This window comes from Allokutzneria multivorans (assembly GCF_039537405.1).
Taxonomy (GTDB): Bacteria; Actinomycetota; Actinomycetes; order Mycobacteriales; family Pseudonocardiaceae; genus Allokutzneria; species Allokutzneria multivorans.
Window position 1 is genome coordinate 233008 of sequence record NZ_BAABAL010000026.1, and the last position, 16443, is coordinate 249450.

At 69.3% G+C, this 16443-nt stretch carries 20 protein-coding genes; 7 read left to right on the forward strand and 13 right to left on the reverse strand.

Annotated elements, in window-relative coordinates; translation table 11 throughout:
* Positions 1–19: 19 nt before the first annotated feature.
* The 3 genes from ABD798_RS35380 to ABD798_RS35390 form a co-directional block, all read right to left on the reverse strand.
* Positions 20–970 (reverse strand): amidinotransferase, encoded by a 951-nt coding sequence (locus ABD798_RS35380; protein ID WP_344885346.1) that lies wholly within the window; start codon positions 968–970, stop codon positions 20–22.
* Positions 967–1716, reverse strand: a complete 750-nt coding sequence (locus tag ABD798_RS35385; RefSeq protein WP_344885349.1) for a phosphatidylserine decarboxylase — start codon at positions 1714–1716, stop codon at positions 967–969. Before ABD798_RS35385 ends, ABD798_RS35380 begins: the two co-directional genes overlap by 4 nt.
* A 119-nt stretch (positions 1717–1835) precedes the next feature.
* Entirely contained in the window at positions 1836–2426 is a 591-nt protein-coding gene (locus ABD798_RS35390; protein ID WP_344885352.1) for a TetR/AcrR family transcriptional regulator, read from the reverse strand.
* 87 nt (positions 2427–2513) lie between these two features.
* Here ABD798_RS35390 and ABD798_RS35395 point away from each other — a divergent pair, with 87 nt between their 5' ends.
* Both ABD798_RS35395 and ABD798_RS35400 read left to right on the forward strand, forming a co-directional pair.
* Entirely contained in the window at positions 2514–3449 is a 936-nt protein-coding gene (locus tag ABD798_RS35395; RefSeq protein WP_344885355.1) for an acyl-CoA desaturase, read from the forward strand.
* A gap of 69 nt (positions 3450–3518) precedes the next feature.
* Positions 3519–4490, forward strand: coding sequence for a quinone oxidoreductase family protein (locus ABD798_RS35400; protein ID WP_344885357.1), 972 nt, complete (start codon positions 3519–3521; stop codon positions 4488–4490).
* On the opposite strand, the gene ABD798_RS35405 is transcribed toward ABD798_RS35400, so the two are convergent.
* Positions 4477–5463, reverse strand: coding sequence for an ArsR/SmtB family transcription factor (locus tag ABD798_RS35405; RefSeq protein ID WP_344885359.1), 987 nt, complete (start codon positions 5461–5463; stop codon positions 4477–4479). The genes ABD798_RS35400 and ABD798_RS35405 overlap by 14 nt on opposite strands.
* Positions 5464–5654: 191 nt before the next feature.
* The gene (trxA, locus tag ABD798_RS35410) at positions 5655–6026 is read right to left on the reverse strand and encodes a thioredoxin (protein WP_344885362.1); all 372 of its coding nucleotides are present in this window, start codon (positions 6024–6026) and stop codon (positions 5655–5657) included.
* A gap of 110 nt (positions 6027–6136) precedes the next feature.
* On the opposite strand from trxA, the gene ABD798_RS35415 reads away from it, so the two are divergent.
* Together ABD798_RS35415 and ABD798_RS35420 are read left to right on the forward strand one after the other, a co-directional pair.
* Positions 6137–6577, forward strand: coding sequence for a MarR family winged helix-turn-helix transcriptional regulator (locus tag ABD798_RS35415; RefSeq protein WP_344885365.1), 441 nt, complete (start codon positions 6137–6139; stop codon positions 6575–6577).
* 115 nt (positions 6578–6692) lie between these two features.
* Positions 6693–7484, forward strand: a complete 792-nt coding sequence (locus ABD798_RS35420; RefSeq protein WP_344885368.1) for a polysaccharide lyase — start codon at positions 6693–6695, stop codon at positions 7482–7484.
* A gap of 3 nt (positions 7485–7487) precedes the next feature.
* Here ABD798_RS35420 and ABD798_RS35425 read toward each other — a convergent pair whose 3' ends face one another.
* The 5 genes from ABD798_RS35425 to ABD798_RS35445 are packed head-to-tail and all read right to left on the reverse strand — an operon-like array spanning position 7488 to position 11772.
* Complete coding sequence (locus ABD798_RS35425; RefSeq protein WP_344885370.1) at positions 7488–8072, reverse strand: GNAT family N-acetyltransferase; 585 nt, start codon at positions 8070–8072, stop codon at positions 7488–7490.
* Entirely contained in the window at positions 8069–8821 is a 753-nt protein-coding gene (locus ABD798_RS35430; RefSeq protein ID WP_344885372.1) for a class I SAM-dependent methyltransferase, read from the reverse strand. Before ABD798_RS35430 ends, ABD798_RS35425 begins: the two co-directional genes overlap by 4 nt.
* Before the next feature lie 46 nt (positions 8822–8867).
* On the reverse strand, positions 8868–9410 hold the full coding sequence (locus ABD798_RS35435) for a TlpA family protein disulfide reductase (protein ID WP_344885374.1): 543 nt from the start codon (positions 9408–9410) through the stop codon (positions 8868–8870).
* A complete protein-coding gene (locus tag ABD798_RS35440; protein WP_344885377.1) occupies positions 9407–9778 on the reverse strand; it encodes a hypothetical protein in 372 nt (123 codons plus the stop codon). Before ABD798_RS35440 ends, ABD798_RS35435 begins: the two co-directional genes overlap by 4 nt.
* Before the next feature lie 2 nt (positions 9779–9780).
* Positions 9781–11772, reverse strand: coding sequence for a M6 family metalloprotease domain-containing protein (locus ABD798_RS35445; RefSeq protein ID WP_425549323.1), 1992 nt, complete (start codon positions 11770–11772; stop codon positions 9781–9783).
* A 141-nt stretch (positions 11773–11913) separates the two neighbouring features.
* Here ABD798_RS35445 and ABD798_RS35450 point away from each other — a divergent pair, with 141 nt between their 5' ends.
* Positions 11914–12501, forward strand: a complete 588-nt coding sequence (locus ABD798_RS35450) for a TetR/AcrR family transcriptional regulator (RefSeq protein WP_344885380.1) — start codon at positions 11914–11916, stop codon at positions 12499–12501.
* A 385-nt stretch (positions 12502–12886) separates the two neighbouring features.
* Here the strand turns inward: ABD798_RS35450 and ABD798_RS35455 are convergent, their stop codons facing one another.
* The 3 genes from ABD798_RS35455 to ABD798_RS35465 form a co-directional block, all read right to left on the reverse strand.
* Complete coding sequence (locus ABD798_RS35455; protein ID WP_344885383.1) at positions 12887–13198, reverse strand: hypothetical protein; 312 nt, start codon at positions 13196–13198, stop codon at positions 12887–12889.
* A gap of 359 nt (positions 13199–13557) precedes the next feature.
* Positions 13558–13995: a hypothetical protein gene (locus ABD798_RS35460; protein WP_344885386.1), complete on the reverse strand. Its 438-nt coding sequence runs from the start codon at positions 13993–13995 to the stop codon at positions 13558–13560.
* Positions 13996–14008: 13 nt separating this feature from the next.
* Positions 14009–14398, reverse strand: a complete 390-nt coding sequence (locus tag ABD798_RS35465; protein ID WP_344885389.1) for a roadblock/LC7 domain-containing protein — start codon at positions 14396–14398, stop codon at positions 14009–14011.
* A gap of 803 nt (positions 14399–15201) precedes the next feature.
* Between ABD798_RS35465 and ABD798_RS35470 the strand changes: the two genes are divergently transcribed.
* The gene (locus ABD798_RS35470; protein WP_344885392.1) at positions 15202–16026 is read left to right on the forward strand and encodes a hypothetical protein; all 825 of its coding nucleotides are present in this window, start codon (positions 15202–15204) and stop codon (positions 16024–16026) included.
* Positions 16016–16432, forward strand: a complete 417-nt coding sequence (locus ABD798_RS35475) for a roadblock/LC7 domain-containing protein (RefSeq protein WP_344885395.1) — start codon at positions 16016–16018, stop codon at positions 16430–16432. The genes ABD798_RS35470 and ABD798_RS35475 overlap by 11 nt, the downstream gene beginning before the upstream one ends.
* The last annotated feature ends 11 nt before the right edge of the window (positions 16433–16443 follow it).

The following is a 16443-nucleotide window of genomic DNA, read 5'->3' on the forward strand; positions in this document are numbered from 1 at the left end:
CCGCCGACGCCCCGCTTCCTCACAGCATCTGGAACGCGTACGAGAACCTGTTGAGGTGCAACAGCATCGCCGAGAGCTGTGCGCCGTCCTGGCGGTACTCGGAGAGGTTCACGTAGTTCACCTCGAACGCCAGCGCCGAGGCGATGTCCTCGATGCGCCGGTTCTTGGCGACTTCCCGTTGGTACTCCTCGGTTCCCGCGCGCAGGTCGTGCACGTGCGAGGAGTTCAGCCACACGTTGTGCAGCCGGACCGAGCCGCACGCGCCCGCGTAGCAGTCCTCGATGGACACGGGGACGATCTCGGTGTGCCGCTCCAGCTCCGCGAGCTCCGCCCGCTCGAAGAGTTCGGCGCACACCAGGGTTTTCTCCTTGGTGAGCGGGAAGACCACGCGGTCCAGGCGTGCCAGCTCCGGGTCGGTCAGCGCCAGCCGGAGCACGCGCATGTCGAAGGCGCGTTCCATCCAGTCGTAGGTCTCGGCGTCGGAGAACGAGCCGCACCCGCCGACGTAGACGTTGTCGCGCAAGTGCTTCAGGTCCGCCTCGCCGCCGAAGCGCCCTTCCGGCACGTGCGTGCGATAGCCCATCGCGTGGAAGAACCCCGCCCCCACCTCGGCTTCGGCGCGGCGCGGTGCGTCGGGGTGGTTGGAGATCACCACCGTGTCGCGGTCACCGGCGTGCTCGAGCACCACGCCGAGGTTCGCGGTGTAGACCAGCTCGGGCAAGCCGTTCAGGCAGGGCGTCGGCAGCACCGTCACCAGTGCCTCGGCCGCGACCAGGTGGTAGAGGTCGAAGAACTGGGCGAAGGCCTTGCGCGGCCGGGGCACGCGCTCCGTCGGACGCGCCCGCACCACCGGTGCGGAGAAGGGAGCGTTCATCAGGAAGGCCGGGCGGGTGAGCTGGCTGGGGTTGGCCGGGAGCGCCGCAGGCTCCCACGGGTCGAGCGAGGGCTGCTGCGGGACAACGGCGATCATGCCGCTGTTTCTCCTTCCTGCTCCTGGCCGGGGAAGTGCACGCGGACCAGGGGGTCGACCCCGGCCTGCACGTGCGTCCCGGTCCGCTGCAGCGGCACGAACTCGGCGTGGTCGGACAGCGGGATGACCAGCTCCACCTGGGAGCCGTAGCGGATCTGGGAGAACCGCCGTCCCTGGAACACCGGCCGGTTCTGGCGCAGGGCGAACGGGGTGATCGCGTCGACGTCGTGGTCGGCGATCTGCAGCACGTAGTAGGACTGGCGCAGCGCGGGAACGTCGATCCGGTTCACCACGCGCTGGTTGTGGTGCAGGTATCCGGCGCGGTCGGGATCGATGCGCAACTCCGTCAACAGGTCCTGCTCCATCGCCAGCATCGGATGGTTGAGGGTGTCGATCGGCTCGACCGTGCGCCAGGAAAGCCTTCCAGAATAGGGAATCCTGTTGACGTGGACGTCGAAAAAGGTCATGAAGATCCCGATGACCAGGCTGGGCCGGTCGAAATCGGGATCGCGTAACGCGTCCCTCGGCGTGTACGGCACGCCCTTGATCTCCACGACCGGCTCGTCCGCCTTGACCACGCCCTGGTAGAGCAGGATGCCGTCGGCGGGGGCGAAGAACAGGCCGGGGTCACAGGACGCCGCCCTTGTCGGATCGCGAAAGAAATGATATTGAGACAAATACGACAGCGATTTGTCCTCGAACGGCCGGACGTCGGATTCGATCCACGACTCCAGAGATTGAGCCATCGCACGCAGCTTTCGGTTTTCACAGGGATGATCAACGTGGTGCAGGGGTGTCACTGCAGGAATCGTCAAATATGGGCGTGGCAAACGCAAGGAGCCGGGATTCCACTAACCCGTTCGAGTTAATTCCTGGGGGTCCCGGGGCTGGTCGGCGTGCTCAGGGCGATGCCGGAGAGAATCGTTCGCTCGGCCGCCTCGGCCGCTCCGCGCGCTTCCGGCAGCGCCGAAGCGATCACCACGAGACCGTCGGCGACGGTGAGGAACACCAGCGCCAGCGCCTCGGGATCGGCGGGCGGATCGGGTGTTTCCCGGAACCGCTCGGCGAGCGCGGCCACGACCGCCCGGTACTTCGCCGTGGCCAGCTGGGCCAGCTCCGCTCCGCGCATCACCGCGATGGTCAACTGGAGCTGCCCGAGCAGCACGTCCGAGCGCGCCACCACGCGGGCGATCAGCCCTCGCACGCACTCCTGGAGCGTGCTGCCCTCGGGCGAGGCGGTGCGGACGGCCCGCACCAGCGACTCCGTCGAGCGCGCGAGCACCTCGGCGAAGAGCTCGTCCTTGGTGGCGAAGTGGTAGTGGATCAGGCCGACGGTGACCCCGGCCTCGGCCGCGACGCGGCGCGTCGTCGCGGCCCGCACGCCCTGCTCCACGAGCACCCGGTGCGCCGCGGCCACGATCTGCTCGCGTCGTTGCGAAGCGTCCAGCCGACCCACTCGGTGACCTTAACGGGAAAACCGCAGTCGTGGTCCGGGGGTCAGCACCAGTGTTCGGGCGCCCCCGGCCGGGCAGTGTCCTGAGGCATGACGATGACCCCGGTCGAGACCTCCTCCGGCCCGAAACCGCTGCTGGAGGGCACACCAGCCGCGCACCTCGCGGTGCGGTTGTTCGTGCTGATCCCGCCGACGCTGGCCTTCCTGGTCGCCGCGCCGCTGGCGTGGGGCTGGGGCCTCGGGTGGGTGGACGTGGCGCTGTTCGCGCTGTTCTTCGTGATCGCCGGGCTCGGCGTCACGGTCGGCTACCACCGGCACTTCACCCACGGTTCGTTCAAGGCCAAGCGCGGCCTCAAGATCGCGTTGGCGCTGTGCGGGCACCTCGCGGTGCAGGGCGAGGTCACCGCGTGGGTGGCCGACCACCGCAGGCACCACGCGTTCTCCGACAAGGAGGGCGACCCGCACTCGCCGTGGGCCTACGGCACCACGCCCGCCGCGCTGGCCAAGGGGTTCTGGCACGCGCACATGGGCTGGATGTTCGGCAACGAGGTCACCAACGCGCAGCGCTTCGCCCCGGACCTGTTGGCGGACAAGAACATTCAGCGCATCGACAAGCTACTGCCGTACCTGACCACCGCGAGCTTCCTGCTGCCCGGCGTGCTGGGCGGGCTGCTGACGTGGTCGTGGTGGGGCGCGCTGACCGCGTTCTTCTGGGCGGGCCTCGTCCGGGTGGCGTTCCTGCACCACGTGACCTGGTCGGTGAACTCCATCTGCCACCTCATCGGCGACCGGCCGTTCAAGTCCAAGGACAAGGCCGCCAACGTGTGGCCGCTGGCGATCTTCTCCTTCGGCGAGTCCTGGCACAACCTGCACCACTCCGACCCGACCTGCGCCCGGCACGGCGTGCTGCGCGGGCAGATCGACATCTCCGCGCGGGTGATCTGGTTCTTCGAGAAGCTCGGCTGGGCGTGGGACGTGCGCTGGCCGACCGAGCGCAGGCTGGCCCGGCTCCGCAGGGACGCGTGAGCCGGGAACACACCGCGCCGCCCGCATGTTGGCCTTGAGCAGTCAGGCAAGCCCAGTCAGGGAGGCAACATGCGGGCGGTAGTCGTTCGATCCCACGGCGGACCCGAGGTCCTCATCGCCGAAACGCGGGACCAGCTGGAACCGAGTCCCGGAACCGTGCTGGTGGACGTGGCCGCCGCCGGGGTGAACTACATCGACACCTACCACCGCACCGGTGCCTACCCGATCCCGCTGCCGTTCACGCTCGGACTCGAGGGCGCGGGCACCGTCGCGGCGCTCGGCGAGGGCGTGACGGAGTTCGCGGTCGGCGACAGGGTGGCTTGGGCCTCGGCGATCGGCAGCTACGCGCAGCAGGTCCTCGCCCCCGCCGCGCAGCTCGTTCCCGTTCCGTCCACTGTGGACCTGGAGATCGCCGCGGGCGCGATGCTGCAGGGCATGACGGCGCACTACCTCACCGCGTCGACCCATCCGGTCGCCGAGGGCGACGTGGCGCTCGTGCACGCCGCCGCGGGCGGGATGGGGCTGCTGCTCACGCAGATGGTCAAGGCGCGCGGTGGGCGCGTGATCGGCACGGTCTCCACGGAGGAGAAGGAGAAGCTGGCCCGCGCGGCCGGTGCCGACGAGGTCATCCGCTACACCGAGGAGGACGTCGCGGAACGGGTGCGCGCGCTGACCGGAGGCGTTGGCGCGCACGTGGTCTACGACGGCGTCGGCAAGGACACCTTCGACGCGAGCCTGGCCAGCCTCCGCCCGCGCGGCCTGCTCGCCCTCTACGGCGCGGCGAGCGGCGCGGTGCCGCCCTTCGACGCGCAGCGCCTCAACCAGGCCGGGTCGGTGTTCCTCACCCGCCCGTCCCTCGGCCACCACACCGCGACCCGCGAGGAACTGCTGTGGCGGGCGGGTGAGGTGTTCGAGGCCATCCAGGCGGGCAAGCTCGACATCGCGATCGGCGGGCGCTACTCCCTCGACGACGCGCGGCGGGCCCACGAGGACCTTCAGGGACGCAGGACCACCGGCAAGCTGCTGCTCACGACGAGCTGAGCCCGTCGACCCCGGCCCCTGCCCCCAGCAGGGCGTCGGCGGCCGGGGTCCGCTGGTAGAGCACGAAACGCCCGGTCCGGTTCGAGGTGACCAGCCCGGCGTCGCGCAGCAACGACAGCTGCTGCGACACCCCGCCCGCCGTGATCCCCGTCCGGCGCGCCAGTTCCGTCGTGGAGGCCGGGGCGTCCAGTTCGGCGAGGATCTGGGCCCGTGAGGGACCGAGTACCGCGGCGAGCGCGTCCGGGACCGGGTTCCGCCCGCGCTCCCACAGGGTGGCGATCCCGCGCGGCGGGTAGCGCAGCACCGGCTGCCACGAGTCGACGATCTTGGAGAACACCTTCGGCCAGACGAAGACCGAGGGCACCAGCACCAGCCCGCGACCGTCCAGTTGCAGCTTCGCGGGCGTTTTCCGTTGCACCACCAGGCTGTCGCCGGTCCAGCTGACCGCGGGGTCCAGGTCGACGAAGAGCCGCTGGGCCCCGCCCTCGGCCAGGCGCCGGGAGCGGTAGAGCACCTCGCCCTCCAGCAACGCGCGAATCCTCGGCCAGTGCGGCAGGAGCGCGGTGTCCCAGTACGCCGCGACGGTGTCGGCCAGCTCCGCCAAGCCCTTGGCCGGATCGTCGTAGAGCGCTTGGAGCACCGGAGGGTTCCCCAGGAGGTCGACCCCGGCGCGGACCTCGTCTTCGGGGACCGCGCGCAGGGCGTCGAGCTCGTCGGCGAGGTCCGGGACCGGGGTCGTCGGGGTCGGTGCGAGGAACGCGGGCAGGCACAGCGCGGGTACGGGCACCAGGGCGTCGAGCACCCGCAGGTCGAGCCCGCGAACCCGCTCGGTGGCGGCGGAGATCCACGGAAGGTGCAGCGCGTGCGCGGCAGGCTCCTTCAGCACGCGGACGCTCGCCACGACCTCCCACAGCGGGGAGAACGCGAAGCGCGTCCGCGCGAGGTCCTGCGCCGTGAAACCGAGTTCCAGCACTCCACGAGCCTACGCAGTCCCAGCGGAGGCCGAGTCCCAAGTGGAACTGAGTACCACTTAAGCCCCGGGGCGCCAGGCCGGGCCGTGCCCTGCGCGCCCCCGGGTCCGCCGGTCTTCAAGACCCGCGAACCCCCACCTCAGCGGTCGTCAACCAGCACAAACCCTCGCGCGGTGCAGGGGGTTCGCGGTGGCTAGGAGTTCTTCGCTGCCTGCTCGGCGACCTGGCGGTGGACCTCGGTCATGTCGACGGCACGGGCCTGGGAGATCAGCTCCTCCAGGCTCGCCTCGGGCAGCGCGCCGGGCTGCGCGTAGAGCACGACGCCCTCGCGGAAGACCATCAGCGTCGGGATGGAGGAGATGTTGAACGCGGAGGCGATCTGCACCTGCTCCTCGGTGTTCACCGAGCCGAACACGATGTCCTCGTGGCGCTCGGAGGCGGCCTCGTAGACGGGGGCGAACATCCGGCACGGCCCGCACCACGACGCCCAGAAGTCGACGAGCACGGTGCCCTCGCCGCCGACCACCTGCTCGAAGTTCTCGGTGGTCAGTTCGACAGTTGCCATGTGCCGGCTCCTCGCTCGTCGGTCCCTCTGGGGTAACCCCGGCTTCGGGGTTCCTATTCCTCACGTTTAGCTTGCCCGCGATCTCATCGTCGGCGCACTAAACTCCTGCCATGACCGAGCCCTCGCTGCGCCTCGACGACCAGGTCTGCTTCGCGCTGTACGCGGCGTCGAGGGCGGTCACCGGTTTCTACCGGCCGCTGCTGGACAAGCTCGGGCTGACCTACCCGCAGTACCTGGTGATGCTCGCGCTCTGGGAGAACGGCGCGTGCCCGGTGAAGGACCTCGGCGCCGCGCTGCAACTGGACTACGGCACGCTGTCGCCGCTGCTCAAGCGGCTGGAGAAGGCTGGGCTCGTGCACCGGGAGCGCAGGGTCGACGACGAGCGCTCGGTGCTGGTGAAGCTCACCGGGGAGGGTGCCGCGCTGCGCGCGCGGGCGCTGGAGCTGCCGCCCGCGATCGGCACGGCGATGGGTCTGGAACTGGCCGAGTTCGACCAGCTGCGCGCGCTGCTGCGGAAGCTGACCAGCTCGGTGGCGGAGCATTCCGGATAACGCCGATATTCACATTCATGAATCCAGAAGACATTCTTGAACAATCCCTTCGAGACCTTTATCGTCCCTTTCGGGCCGCCGCGGCAAAGACGCTCGTCGACCGAAGGGAACGACCATGTCTCTGGGTTCTCGGCTGCGCGGAACACTCCTCGCTCTCGCGGTGGTCGCCGGAATGACAGCCGGCCTGCCCGCCTCCGCCGCACCGGCCCCGTGGAGCGGGGGCTTCAGCGGTTTCCCGTCCACCTCGTGGTCGAACAGCTGGGGCATCGACACCCGCGGCAAATGGGGCTTCAACGACATGAAGTCCTCGGGGAGCACGCTCGATGTCACCTACGGCAGGGGCTCCTCGGCGCCATCGTGCACCAACTGCCCGACCACCGGGGGCGGGCAGTTCTACCAAGACCTCAACCGCGCCGGCCGCTCCGACCTCCAGTCGGCGAACACGCTCTACCTGCGCTATCACGTGCGGTTCCCGACGAACTTCGACTTCAGCAGGGGCGGCAAGCTGCCGGGCCTCTACGGCGGTGACCCGGGAAGCCAGAGCGGCGGCAGCCACGGCGGCTGGTCGACCAGGTTCATGTGGCGCGACGGCGGCAAGGGCGAGGTCTACGTCTACACGCCCAGCGGGAACGGCTACGGCAAGGACGTCGGCCTCGGCAGCTGGCGCTTCGCCGCCGACGGCCAGACGCACACGATCGAACAGGCCATCACGCGTTCGACCGGCAACGTGACCGTCTGGTACGACGGCCGCCAGGTGCTCTCCACCAACGCCGTCGACGGAATCGGCGGGATTCCGTTCCGAGGCGTTTTCTTCTCGACGTTCTTCGGCGGCCACGACACCAGCTGGGGACCGAAGTCCACGGTGCACGCCTATTTCTCGAACTTCACCGTGGCGACCTCGCGATAGGGCTCAGCCGAGACCGTCGCGGCGCGCGAGCCATTCTTCACGCAGCACCCCGAAAACGAGCCCGTCGTGGACCTGCCCGTTCCACGCGCGGGCGTTGCGGAAGCGCGCCTCCTCCGTGAACCCGAGCTTGCGCCCGACGGCGGCCATGCCCGGGTTCCCGGAGTAGGTGGCGAAGTCCAGCCGGGGCGCGGAGGTGCGGGCGAAGAGGTAGTCGGTCCACAACCGCAGCGCCTCGGTGCCGTAACCGCCGCCCCAGTAGACCTCGTCGAAGATCACGATGCCCATCCGGCGCCAGTTCGTGGCCTCGGACTCCCAGTACCAGCTGACCTCCCCGATGAGCCGGTTCGAACCGGTATCGAGTACCGCGAGCGAGGTCCGGGGCGTCGGCAGCTCGTCGGGCAGCAGCCGCGCCCGCTCGGCGAGCAGCCGGACCTTGATCTCCACCTGCTCCTCGGTGGGCCTGCCCAGGTACGGACCGTTGGTGTCGTGCCATCGCCGGTGCGGTGCGAGCAGGCCGGGCAGTGCGGCCGCGTCCTCGGGCGCCCAGTCGCGCAGGGTCGCGCGGTCACCGGCGATGCGCAGGCTCATGCGGGACGCACCGCCCTCGTCCACAGGTGGTACGGGATCAGCTCGTCCCGTCTGCCCTTCATCTCGAAGATCGGCTCGCGCATCGACTCGATCACCAGCCCGGCGTTCTCCAGCGCCCGCGTGTAGGCGCTGAGGGGGTTGGTCCAGCCGTGGAAGGTCATCACCATCCCGTCGCGCTCGATGGATTCCTCGACGCGCTGGCGGGCGAAGTAGGACTCCTCGATCACGAAGCGCCGCCGCCCGTCCGGGCCGGTCTCGAAGTGCCCGGCGTCGTTGAGCGGGTGCGTGGTGGCGATGCACAACCGGCCGCCCGGCGCGAGCACGCGAGCCGCCTCGGCCACGGAGGAGGCCAGGTCGTCCACGTCCATGAACGTGCAGTAGGCGACGACGACGTCGAAGACCCCGTCGTCGAAGGGCAGCTCGCGCGCGTCGCAGACCCGGTAGTCGCCGTCCGGGTCGGCCTCGACGGCGTGGTCGATCATGGTCTGCGCGATGTCGACGCCGGTCACCCGGTGCCCGCGCGCCTTGAGGTCGCGGCTGACCCTGCCCTCGCCGCACCCGAGGTCCAGCGTCGCGGTGCCGGGGTCGCCGACGAGGTCGAAGAAGCCGTCGCGGTAGTACCAGTAGGAATCGAAGTCCGGTCGGCGCACCCAGGCCACCCAGTTGCGGGCCTGCTCCTCCCAGCTCTCGGCCATCGTTGCCTTGCCGTTCACCGTCGCGTCGTTGACCACTCGCGCGACAGTAGCCACGTCGTCCTTGCGCGGCACTCGATTTCACCGATCGAGGAATGCCGCTTCAGCGCTGGTGGAACAGTGCGGCCAGCTCCGCCGCGACGGCGTTCGCGTTCGTCCCGCCGGGCCAGCCCTTCACCAGCGCGCCCCCCTTGGCCACCACCGCGACCAGAGGCGGTTCCCGCAACGCGAAGGCGCGTCCGGCGCTCTGCTCCGCGTCGTCGCGAGCCACCGGGTAGCTCACCCTGTGCTCGTCGAGGTAGCGGCGCAGGTCCCTGTCGGAATCCCGTCCCGCGACACCGAGGAAGGCGACCGCGTCCCGGTGCTTCTCGGCGAGCGCGGTGAAGTCCGGCTGCGCCTCCGCGCACTTGCCACACCAAGAGCTGAAGAACAGCAGCACCAGCGGGCGATCCCGCCACAAGTCCTCTGTGGACACTCGCGTTCCGTCCACGAGGGACAGGGTGAGCTTCGGCGCACTGGCGCCCTTCACGTCGGGGTAGCTCACCCCGGCGGGCGCCGGCCCGGGAAGCGCCTGCCTCCCACCGCGCGGCGATTCCGGCGAGCAGGCCGCGACGAGCAGCAGCAGTGCGGCGAGCAGGCGCTTCACGGCACCATCCCCACGGCCTGGTTGTCCTTGCGCTGCAAGCGGATCGGTTCTCCGTCGACGACGAGGTCGTACGCGTCGGCGGCGGGCAGCGACACCTCGAACGTCAGTTCGCAGAACGTCGGCACGCGCGGAACCTCGAGATCCTCTTCAAGCGCCGCAACGGCTTTACCGGCGGGGAGCACCCCGCTGGCGACCTGCTCCCCGCCCACACCGCGCACGACGAACTTCGCCGATCGGTGCAGCGAGGCATAGGCGCCGGTACCGGAGCACTCCGAGCCCACGGAACGCACCGTGCCGTCCCGCACGAGCAGCTTCACCTCCGTGCTCGCGCCGCCGCACCCGGCCAGCAGCAGCAGCAGCGCGAGCACGCCTAGCGAGCGGGAACGAGGCACTTCGCCGTCGCAGTCTTGGTCGGGTCGCTCTCCGAGGTGGCGGTCAGCGTGGCCTCGGCGAGCACGCCCGCCGGGTTGCCCGTGCGCACGACGCTCAGCGGGATGTCGACCTTGGCGCCCACCTTCACCGCGGCCAGCTCGTTCGGCAGCCGCACCTCGTAGCCCGCGGGCGCGGTGGCCTTCAGCCGGTACACGTCACCGTCCACATAGGACGAGACGTCCTGCGGCTGGCCGGTCACCGGCAGCGTCCGCCCGGTGTTGGAGAGCGGGAACGTGCACTGCGCGACACCGTTGCGATCCGGGCGCGAGGCCCCCGAGGGACCGAGTACCAGTCCACGCGAGTGCGGCCCCGCTCCGTCGAGCGAGCGCACCGCGACGGTGTAGGACAGCACGCCCTGCTGGTCGCGGTGGATGTCGGCGACGTAGAGGTGCAGCCGGTTCGCGGTGTCGACGTGCTCGTACTTGCTGCCGGAACCCGTGCCCGCGCGGAACGGGGCGTCGGCGAGCTGGCGCGGGTCGCCGATCGTGACCTTCACCGGGGTCCCGTCCGGCCGGTAGAAGTCCACCAGGTCGATGTCGGCCGGGTTCGCGTCGATGATCCACTCGAACGGCGCGGCGTCGGCGTTCTTGGTCTTGGTGAACAGCACGCCGCTGTCCGGGGTGAACGAGTCCGCGCCCATCCGGTCGACGACCTCGACGGTGTAGTTGTTGTAGCCGCCGCCGTCGCAGAACGGATCGGTGCTCTGGCTGCACCTGGGCGACTTGTCCCCCGTCTTCAACGCGACGTTGAGGCCCATCAGCCCGCCCTTGCCCGGCTGCACCTCGCGGGCGGTGACCCTGGCGGTGACGATCCCGGACCTGGCGAGCGCGTCCCGTTCGAGCTGGAGCACGTGCGCCGGGTCGACCATGCCGAGCTTGGCCTTGGTGCGCAGCATGTGGTGCGAGCCCATCGCGCCCCCGGCGTCCGGCGGGATCTTCCAGCGGGTATGAGTACCACCTGGGCCGTTGAACGTGCCTCGGCTCATCATCTCCCACGGCCCGGTGTAGGCGCGCACGGGCGGCTTGCCGAAGGGGTTGTTGTAGTTGTCGCCGATGCCGAGGATGTGGCTCAGCTCGTGGGCGAAGGTGCCGTGCCCGGAGCTCTCCGCCTGCGTCGAGGACCCGCCGCCCGCGTTCGGCCAGATCGCCGACGCGGCCTTCCACGAGGTCCACTCCACGTAGCGGGTCTTGGCCCAGTTCGGCAGCTTCGGGTCCGGCGGGCCGAAGGAGTCCGGCACGTCCTCCTTGCGCTGGAACAGCATCTCGCCGAACTCCTGCCAGGTGGACGACTCGTCCTGGCCCGCGCTGAGGAAGAACACGAAGTCGAACTGCTTGGGCACCTCGTTGCCGACCTCGGTCCGCCACGCCTTGCCCGCGTCCGTGCGCAGGTCCCGGTTGCACGTCGAGCCCTCGGGGCACGCGCCCGCGCCCTGGAACTCCATCCCGTACTCGAAGGACTTGCCCGGCATCCGGTAGGCGCCGAACGCGGTCAGCTCGACGCCGATCCGCCCGCCGGAGGCCTCCATCCAGTACTCGTGCAGCGTGTGCCCCCGGTTCACCGTGTTCGGCTTGTTCAGGAAGTCCTGGTAGAACTTCGCGACCTGCGGCCGGGGGATGTTGTTGGCCAGCTGCGAGGGGTTGCCGAAGACGTCCGAGCGCGGCGGCTTGGTCACCACGAAGTCCTGGTCGGAGTAGTCCGCGAGCACCAGCGCGCCCTTGAACGTCCGCTTCGTCGGTTTGCCGGCGGGATCGGCCCAGTTGGTACCCGGTACCTTCCGGTAGTCCGACCACGTCATGTCCTGGGGGTTCTCCCAGTTCTTCGGGTCGATCGGCGTCAGGTTGTTCCCCGGTGCCGCGACCGCTGACGGCACGCCGAAGGCCACCGTCGCGGCGACCGCGAGGACCAGGAGCCTCGACAACGACGAGCGCACTCCAACCACCCACTCCCACCGGGGACCGTCCCCAGCGGAACCTATTGAGGAGCGCGGCACGGCGACCATCCGCCAAAAGCTGTACGTCTTTCACACAGCTCTTGGCAGACTGCGCCGATCGGGGCCGAATACCCTGTGGACGTGAGTTCACCCCGGCGCACCGCCACGCGCGGACGGATCGACAAGCGCGCGGCCATCCTCGACGCCGCCTTCACCGTCTTCGCGCGCCGCGGCTACGACCAGGCCTGCGTGCAGGAGATTGCCGACGAAGCCGGTGTGGCCAAGCCGACCGTGTACAACCACCTCACCGACAAGGAAACCCTGTTCCGCCACGCGACCGAGACCGTCGCCGAGGCGGTGCGAACCGACAGCCTCGCCGTCGTCGAGCGCCTGCGTGAGCCCGGCGAGCTCCGTGCCGCTCTGGCGGACGTGGGCCTCGGCCTGCTGCGGATCTACTCGGATGACCGCTCCCGCGCGCTGCGCCGGTTGACCGGGTCGGCGGGATGTTCGTGGGTCGATGAAGCGCTCGCCGACCGGTTCGCGCGGCTGTGCTTGACGGGGCGGCTCCGGCAGTGCGATCCGGCCGTGGCGGCGGAGCAGTTCCTCGCCCTGCTGACCGGACCGTGGGAGGGGCGGTCCCGAAAAGAGTCCACTGTGGACATCGAGGCGGTCGTCAACGCCGCGGTGGACACGTTCCTCCGGGCGTTCGGGATCGCGGCTCCCGGCTAGAGCCTGTCCTGCAAATGGTTGCGCTGTGTGTTCCGGTCACGGTGCCGCCGGCGTTGGGGTGTCTTCAAGACCCGCGAACCCCTCTGTTGATCATCGCTAACCGCCGCAATCCCTGCGGCCTTGCGGGGGTTTGCAGTCGTTGGAGACGGCGGGGATGCGGGTTGGGTGGTCTTGAAGACCGGGAAACCTGATGACTTACAGGACAGGGCCTAGGAAACGATCGGCGTTCGCCCTTGCCCGAGCACGAGGGAAGGCCTCCCGCGCTCGGCGTGGATCACGACATCCGCGCCGGCGACCCGAGGAGGCCTTCGGTTCCTCACGCCAACGCGCCCCTGATCCCACCGGGCGGACTGGCTCGTCCGTCAGCTGGAGAACCCGGCCTGGGTCACCAGATCCGAGTCACCCGCCACGAGGGCCAGCTCATGTCATAGAAGTAGTTGGGCGGGCAGAAGGTCGCCGCCACGTTGGAGTAGCGCTCCCGGTCGACGACCACGATCTCCGCGCCGCCGACCGGACCGAGCCGGGTGCAGTTGATCGCGAGTTCCCACCAGGGGTAATCGCACTTGATGGTGACGCCGTACCTGCTCTGGGTGAGCCCCGAGCACGAGTACTGCGCCGACACCGACGCTGACGCCGGGGATCCAGCGAGCACACAGCCCGCCACGACGAGTCCGGCCACCGCAACTCTGGAAAACATCCGCACACTCCTCACATTCGCTGAGAAACAATCGCGGCGCGCAGCGTAAGTGGCGACAGCGCCAGCGGCCATCACTTCACGCTCGAACAAATCACCAGGCGCAATGATCAATTTTCCGTAATCATTCAACAACAAGGAGCAGGAAATCGGCAAATAATCACGCGAGCCGAGTTGCTGCTGGTCAGCGAGGCCAGAACACCCAAGAAGTGAGCCGGAAAAACGGGCGAAGTCCCGTCGCACACCGGGATGAAGAATTTCCACGTTCCCCGGAGAGTGCCCGTTACGCAAATGCAACGAAGTTCTGGACGACTATCGCGGAAAGCAGGGCTCCGCAATCGTGCTGAACTGGGCCGAGCTGACTAGATCAGCGCGAAGTGCCCCTTCAGCACCCTCCTCGTCGCGGCGAAGAGCATGCCGATGTTCACCGCTCTGGGGCAGACGACCACGACCACGAGGTCGGCACCGCGCTCGTCGCGGATGAACAGGTGCGTCAGGTTGGTGCTGTTGACCAGGACCTCCTGGAAGTAGCGCTCGGCGCTGGTGACGCCCCTGCGCTCCTTGAAGATGTCCTCGATCATCGTCACCGTGCGGCCCTGGAACAGCTCCAGCGTCGCTCCGGCGAGCAGGTCGAGCACCTCCGACGGGTGGCTGTCGGTGGTCTCGCAGGCCATCAGCATGCCGGTCGCCATGTCCACGACACCGGTGGCCAGGCAGTCGGGGACCTCCTGCCGCAAGCGCCTGGCGACGGAGATCACCTGGTCGGACAGGGCGAGCTGGTTCTTTCCTGAGGTGTCCACAGTCCTCTTCTTCTCACTCGTGCTCGGGTGGGGGCGTGGCGGAGAGGATCGCGTCGATGCGCTCGATCGCGGATTGGGCCTGCTGGTGCAGTCGCTCGACGTCCAGTCCCTCATCGCCCAGCACGACCACCAGAGCCCGCCTGCCGACCGCGTACACGGCAGTGCAGCCACCGCTGCTGTGGACGACGGTCTGCCGCAGCGAGCCCTGCCGGGTCGCTTCGGCGGTCCTGCGGGCGAGGCCGAGACCGGCGGCGGCGAGCGCGGAGAGACCGCCAGGGTCGATCCCGTCGGCGGTGTCCGCCAGGATGAGCAGGCCGTCCGCCGTGCCGAGCACCGTGTCGGTGATCCCGGCGACCTGCTCCCGCAGGGCGCGCAACTCGGCGGTCAGCGCCTCGTGCTTCACACGGTTCTCCTTCCCGGTTCGACCGCGGTTCGATCCGTCCCCGACGTGAGCGGCCGGACGGGCGGCAGACTCTATGCCGGGAGTGTCCGCTCGACCACGTGCCGTTATCCGCACGTCCCGTCTTCGTTACCTGACCCGAGTGCGTTTTCCGTACCAGGGAAAGGATTTCCGCGACCCGGGCGCAGCACGACGGTGCCGCTCAGGCCTGGTGCGAGGCGCTCGGAGCGCGACCGCGGGGCTATCCGATAAACGAAGCTGCCGGACACGGAAACGCTTGCACAGCAAGGAAAATCCACACTCCGCACCCGTGGCGGCCGACCGACGACGGCGACATGTTGGTTTGTAGCCCACAAAACTCGGCGCGGCGTCCCGGGCGCGAGGAGCACCACCCGGCGGAGCCCGCCGCGCCAGCACGGCTCGGAGCGGTACCCCAGCCGGTTGCCTGTGGTCACGGCCCCCGCTTCGGCACCGCCCGCAGAAGAAATCGCCAACCCGCTCGATCAACGGAAATTCACGAACATTCGGGAGACACCCGAGAAATCTCCGACAAAAGCGAACTCGTTACCAGAAAAGAAAACTTTCACCCGACCGTGCAAGGCCTCACCCGGTGACCGGCAAGAAGTAACGCGGGCGGCAGTGCCTTCGATGAGGGGGAGAAACTCGAATCAGCGACAAGTTCTCCCACCGCCTTTTCCGGTACCGAGTCCCCCACGGAGCGCCCCCTGAAACGCGACCACCGAGCCGCGTGCGACGTCCTCGCACGTGCCCTGGCGCAGTGCCACGCTGATCGCGTCACCGCGACGGTGCGCGTCGTCGGCAACCCCGGTGGCCTTTTCCACCTGCGCGAGGGCGCGGTGATCGCGGTGGAGAGCCCCGGGTCCCCGGGAGCGGAAGCACTGCTGCTGCGCTCGGGCAGGGTCAGCGAACAGGACTGGACCGCGGCGCTGAGCGAGGGCACCGGAAGGCGGTCGCACCAGGCGACGCTGATCGCCCGTGGCACCATCGGAGCCCGCGAACTCCAGGCGCTGATCACGGTGGCCGTGCACGACGGGGCGTTCGCCACCGCTGCTGGCGAGGTCGAGGACCACATCGTCGACAGCCCCCTTGACGTGCTGCTGAGCGCCGCCGACGGGGTGGCCCCCGACCTGCTGGTCCTGGAAACGACTCGGCGGCTGGACGCGCTCGCCGCGATGCCCTTCCCGTTGTCGCCCTTCCGCGAACGCGTGGTGCCGGGGAGCGAGGCGCTCGCGCGCGCCCTGACCGATCAGCGGCGCAGGATCCTCGACAACGCCACCGGCAGGCGCACCGCGCGCGACATCGCCTTCGTGATCAGCAGGGGCGTCTACCCGATCACCGTCGAGATCTCCCGGATGCTCACCGAGGGCCTGCTGGAGATCGCCTCCGACGAGGCCTCCTTCGGCTCGGTCAACTGGGGCCACACGTCGCTGCGCCCCCGTGCGCGACCGGAGCGCGCCGCCTCTCCGGACATCGACCAGGGACCGCTGCCCGCCCGCCACCGGGAAAGGGAGGGAGCCGATTCCCGGAAACGCACGAGGCCATCGCGGTGGCCCGCTCCGCCAGAGGTGCTCGACCTTTCCGGAACAGAGGGGAAGAACAGTGGACTATGAGGCACTGGCCGCCGAACTGCGCAGTCTCCGGGAAACGGTGGCCGGGGTCACCGACATCGTTCTGGCGGGTGTCGACGGAATACCCATCTTCGCCGACGCCGGGGCAGGAGTCGATCCGGCGAACGTCTCCGCGCTCGCCGCCGCCGACCTCGGCGTCGCGCGCCAGGCGGTCGAGGTGATCGGGCACGGCGCGCTGAGCCAGACCGTGGTGTTCAGCAGCGGCGGCTACATGGCCGTGTACGCCGTCGGCCGGACCGCGCTGATGGTCGTGCTCGGCGACAAGGGGCTGAACCTCGGTCGCCTGCTCCACGAGGCCCAGCCCGTCATCGCGCGGATCAGCTCGGTCCTGACCGCGCAGCCCAGCCCGACTCCCAAAGCACGTCGCAGAACCCAGACCACCAGTTGAGGCAAAGGAAG

What these genes read in the sequence shown, in the direction of transcription:
- ABD798_RS35380 (WP_344885346.1), bottom strand. Translation starts at nt 970, where the DNA reads ATGATCGCCGTTGTCCCGCAGCAGCCCTCGCTCGACCCGTGGGAGCCT.
- ABD798_RS35385 (WP_344885349.1), bottom strand. Translation starts at nt 1,716, where the DNA reads ATGGCTCAATCTCTGGAGTCGTGGATCGAATCCGACGTCCGGCCGTTC.
- ABD798_RS35395 (WP_344885355.1), top strand. Translation starts at nt 2,514, where the DNA reads ATGACGATGACCCCGGTCGAGACCTCCTCCGGCCCGAAACCGCTGCTG.
- ABD798_RS35400 (WP_344885357.1), top strand. Translation starts at nt 3,519, where the DNA reads ATGCGGGCGGTAGTCGTTCGATCCCACGGCGGACCCGAGGTCCTCATC.
- trxA (WP_344885362.1), bottom strand. Translation starts at nt 6,026, where the DNA reads ATGGCAACTGTCGAACTGACCACCGAGAACTTCGAGCAGGTGGTCGGC.
- ABD798_RS35415 (WP_344885365.1), top strand. Translation starts at nt 6,137, where the DNA reads ATGACCGAGCCCTCGCTGCGCCTCGACGACCAGGTCTGCTTCGCGCTG.
- ABD798_RS35420 (WP_344885368.1), top strand. Translation starts at nt 6,693, where the DNA reads ATGTCTCTGGGTTCTCGGCTGCGCGGAACACTCCTCGCTCTCGCGGTG.
- ABD798_RS35425 (WP_344885370.1), bottom strand. Translation starts at nt 8,072, where the DNA reads ATGAGCCTGCGCATCGCCGGTGACCGCGCGACCCTGCGCGACTGGGCG.
- ABD798_RS35455 (WP_344885383.1), bottom strand. Translation starts at nt 13,198, where the DNA reads ATGTTTTCCAGAGTTGCGGTGGCCGGACTCGTCGTGGCGGGCTGTGTG.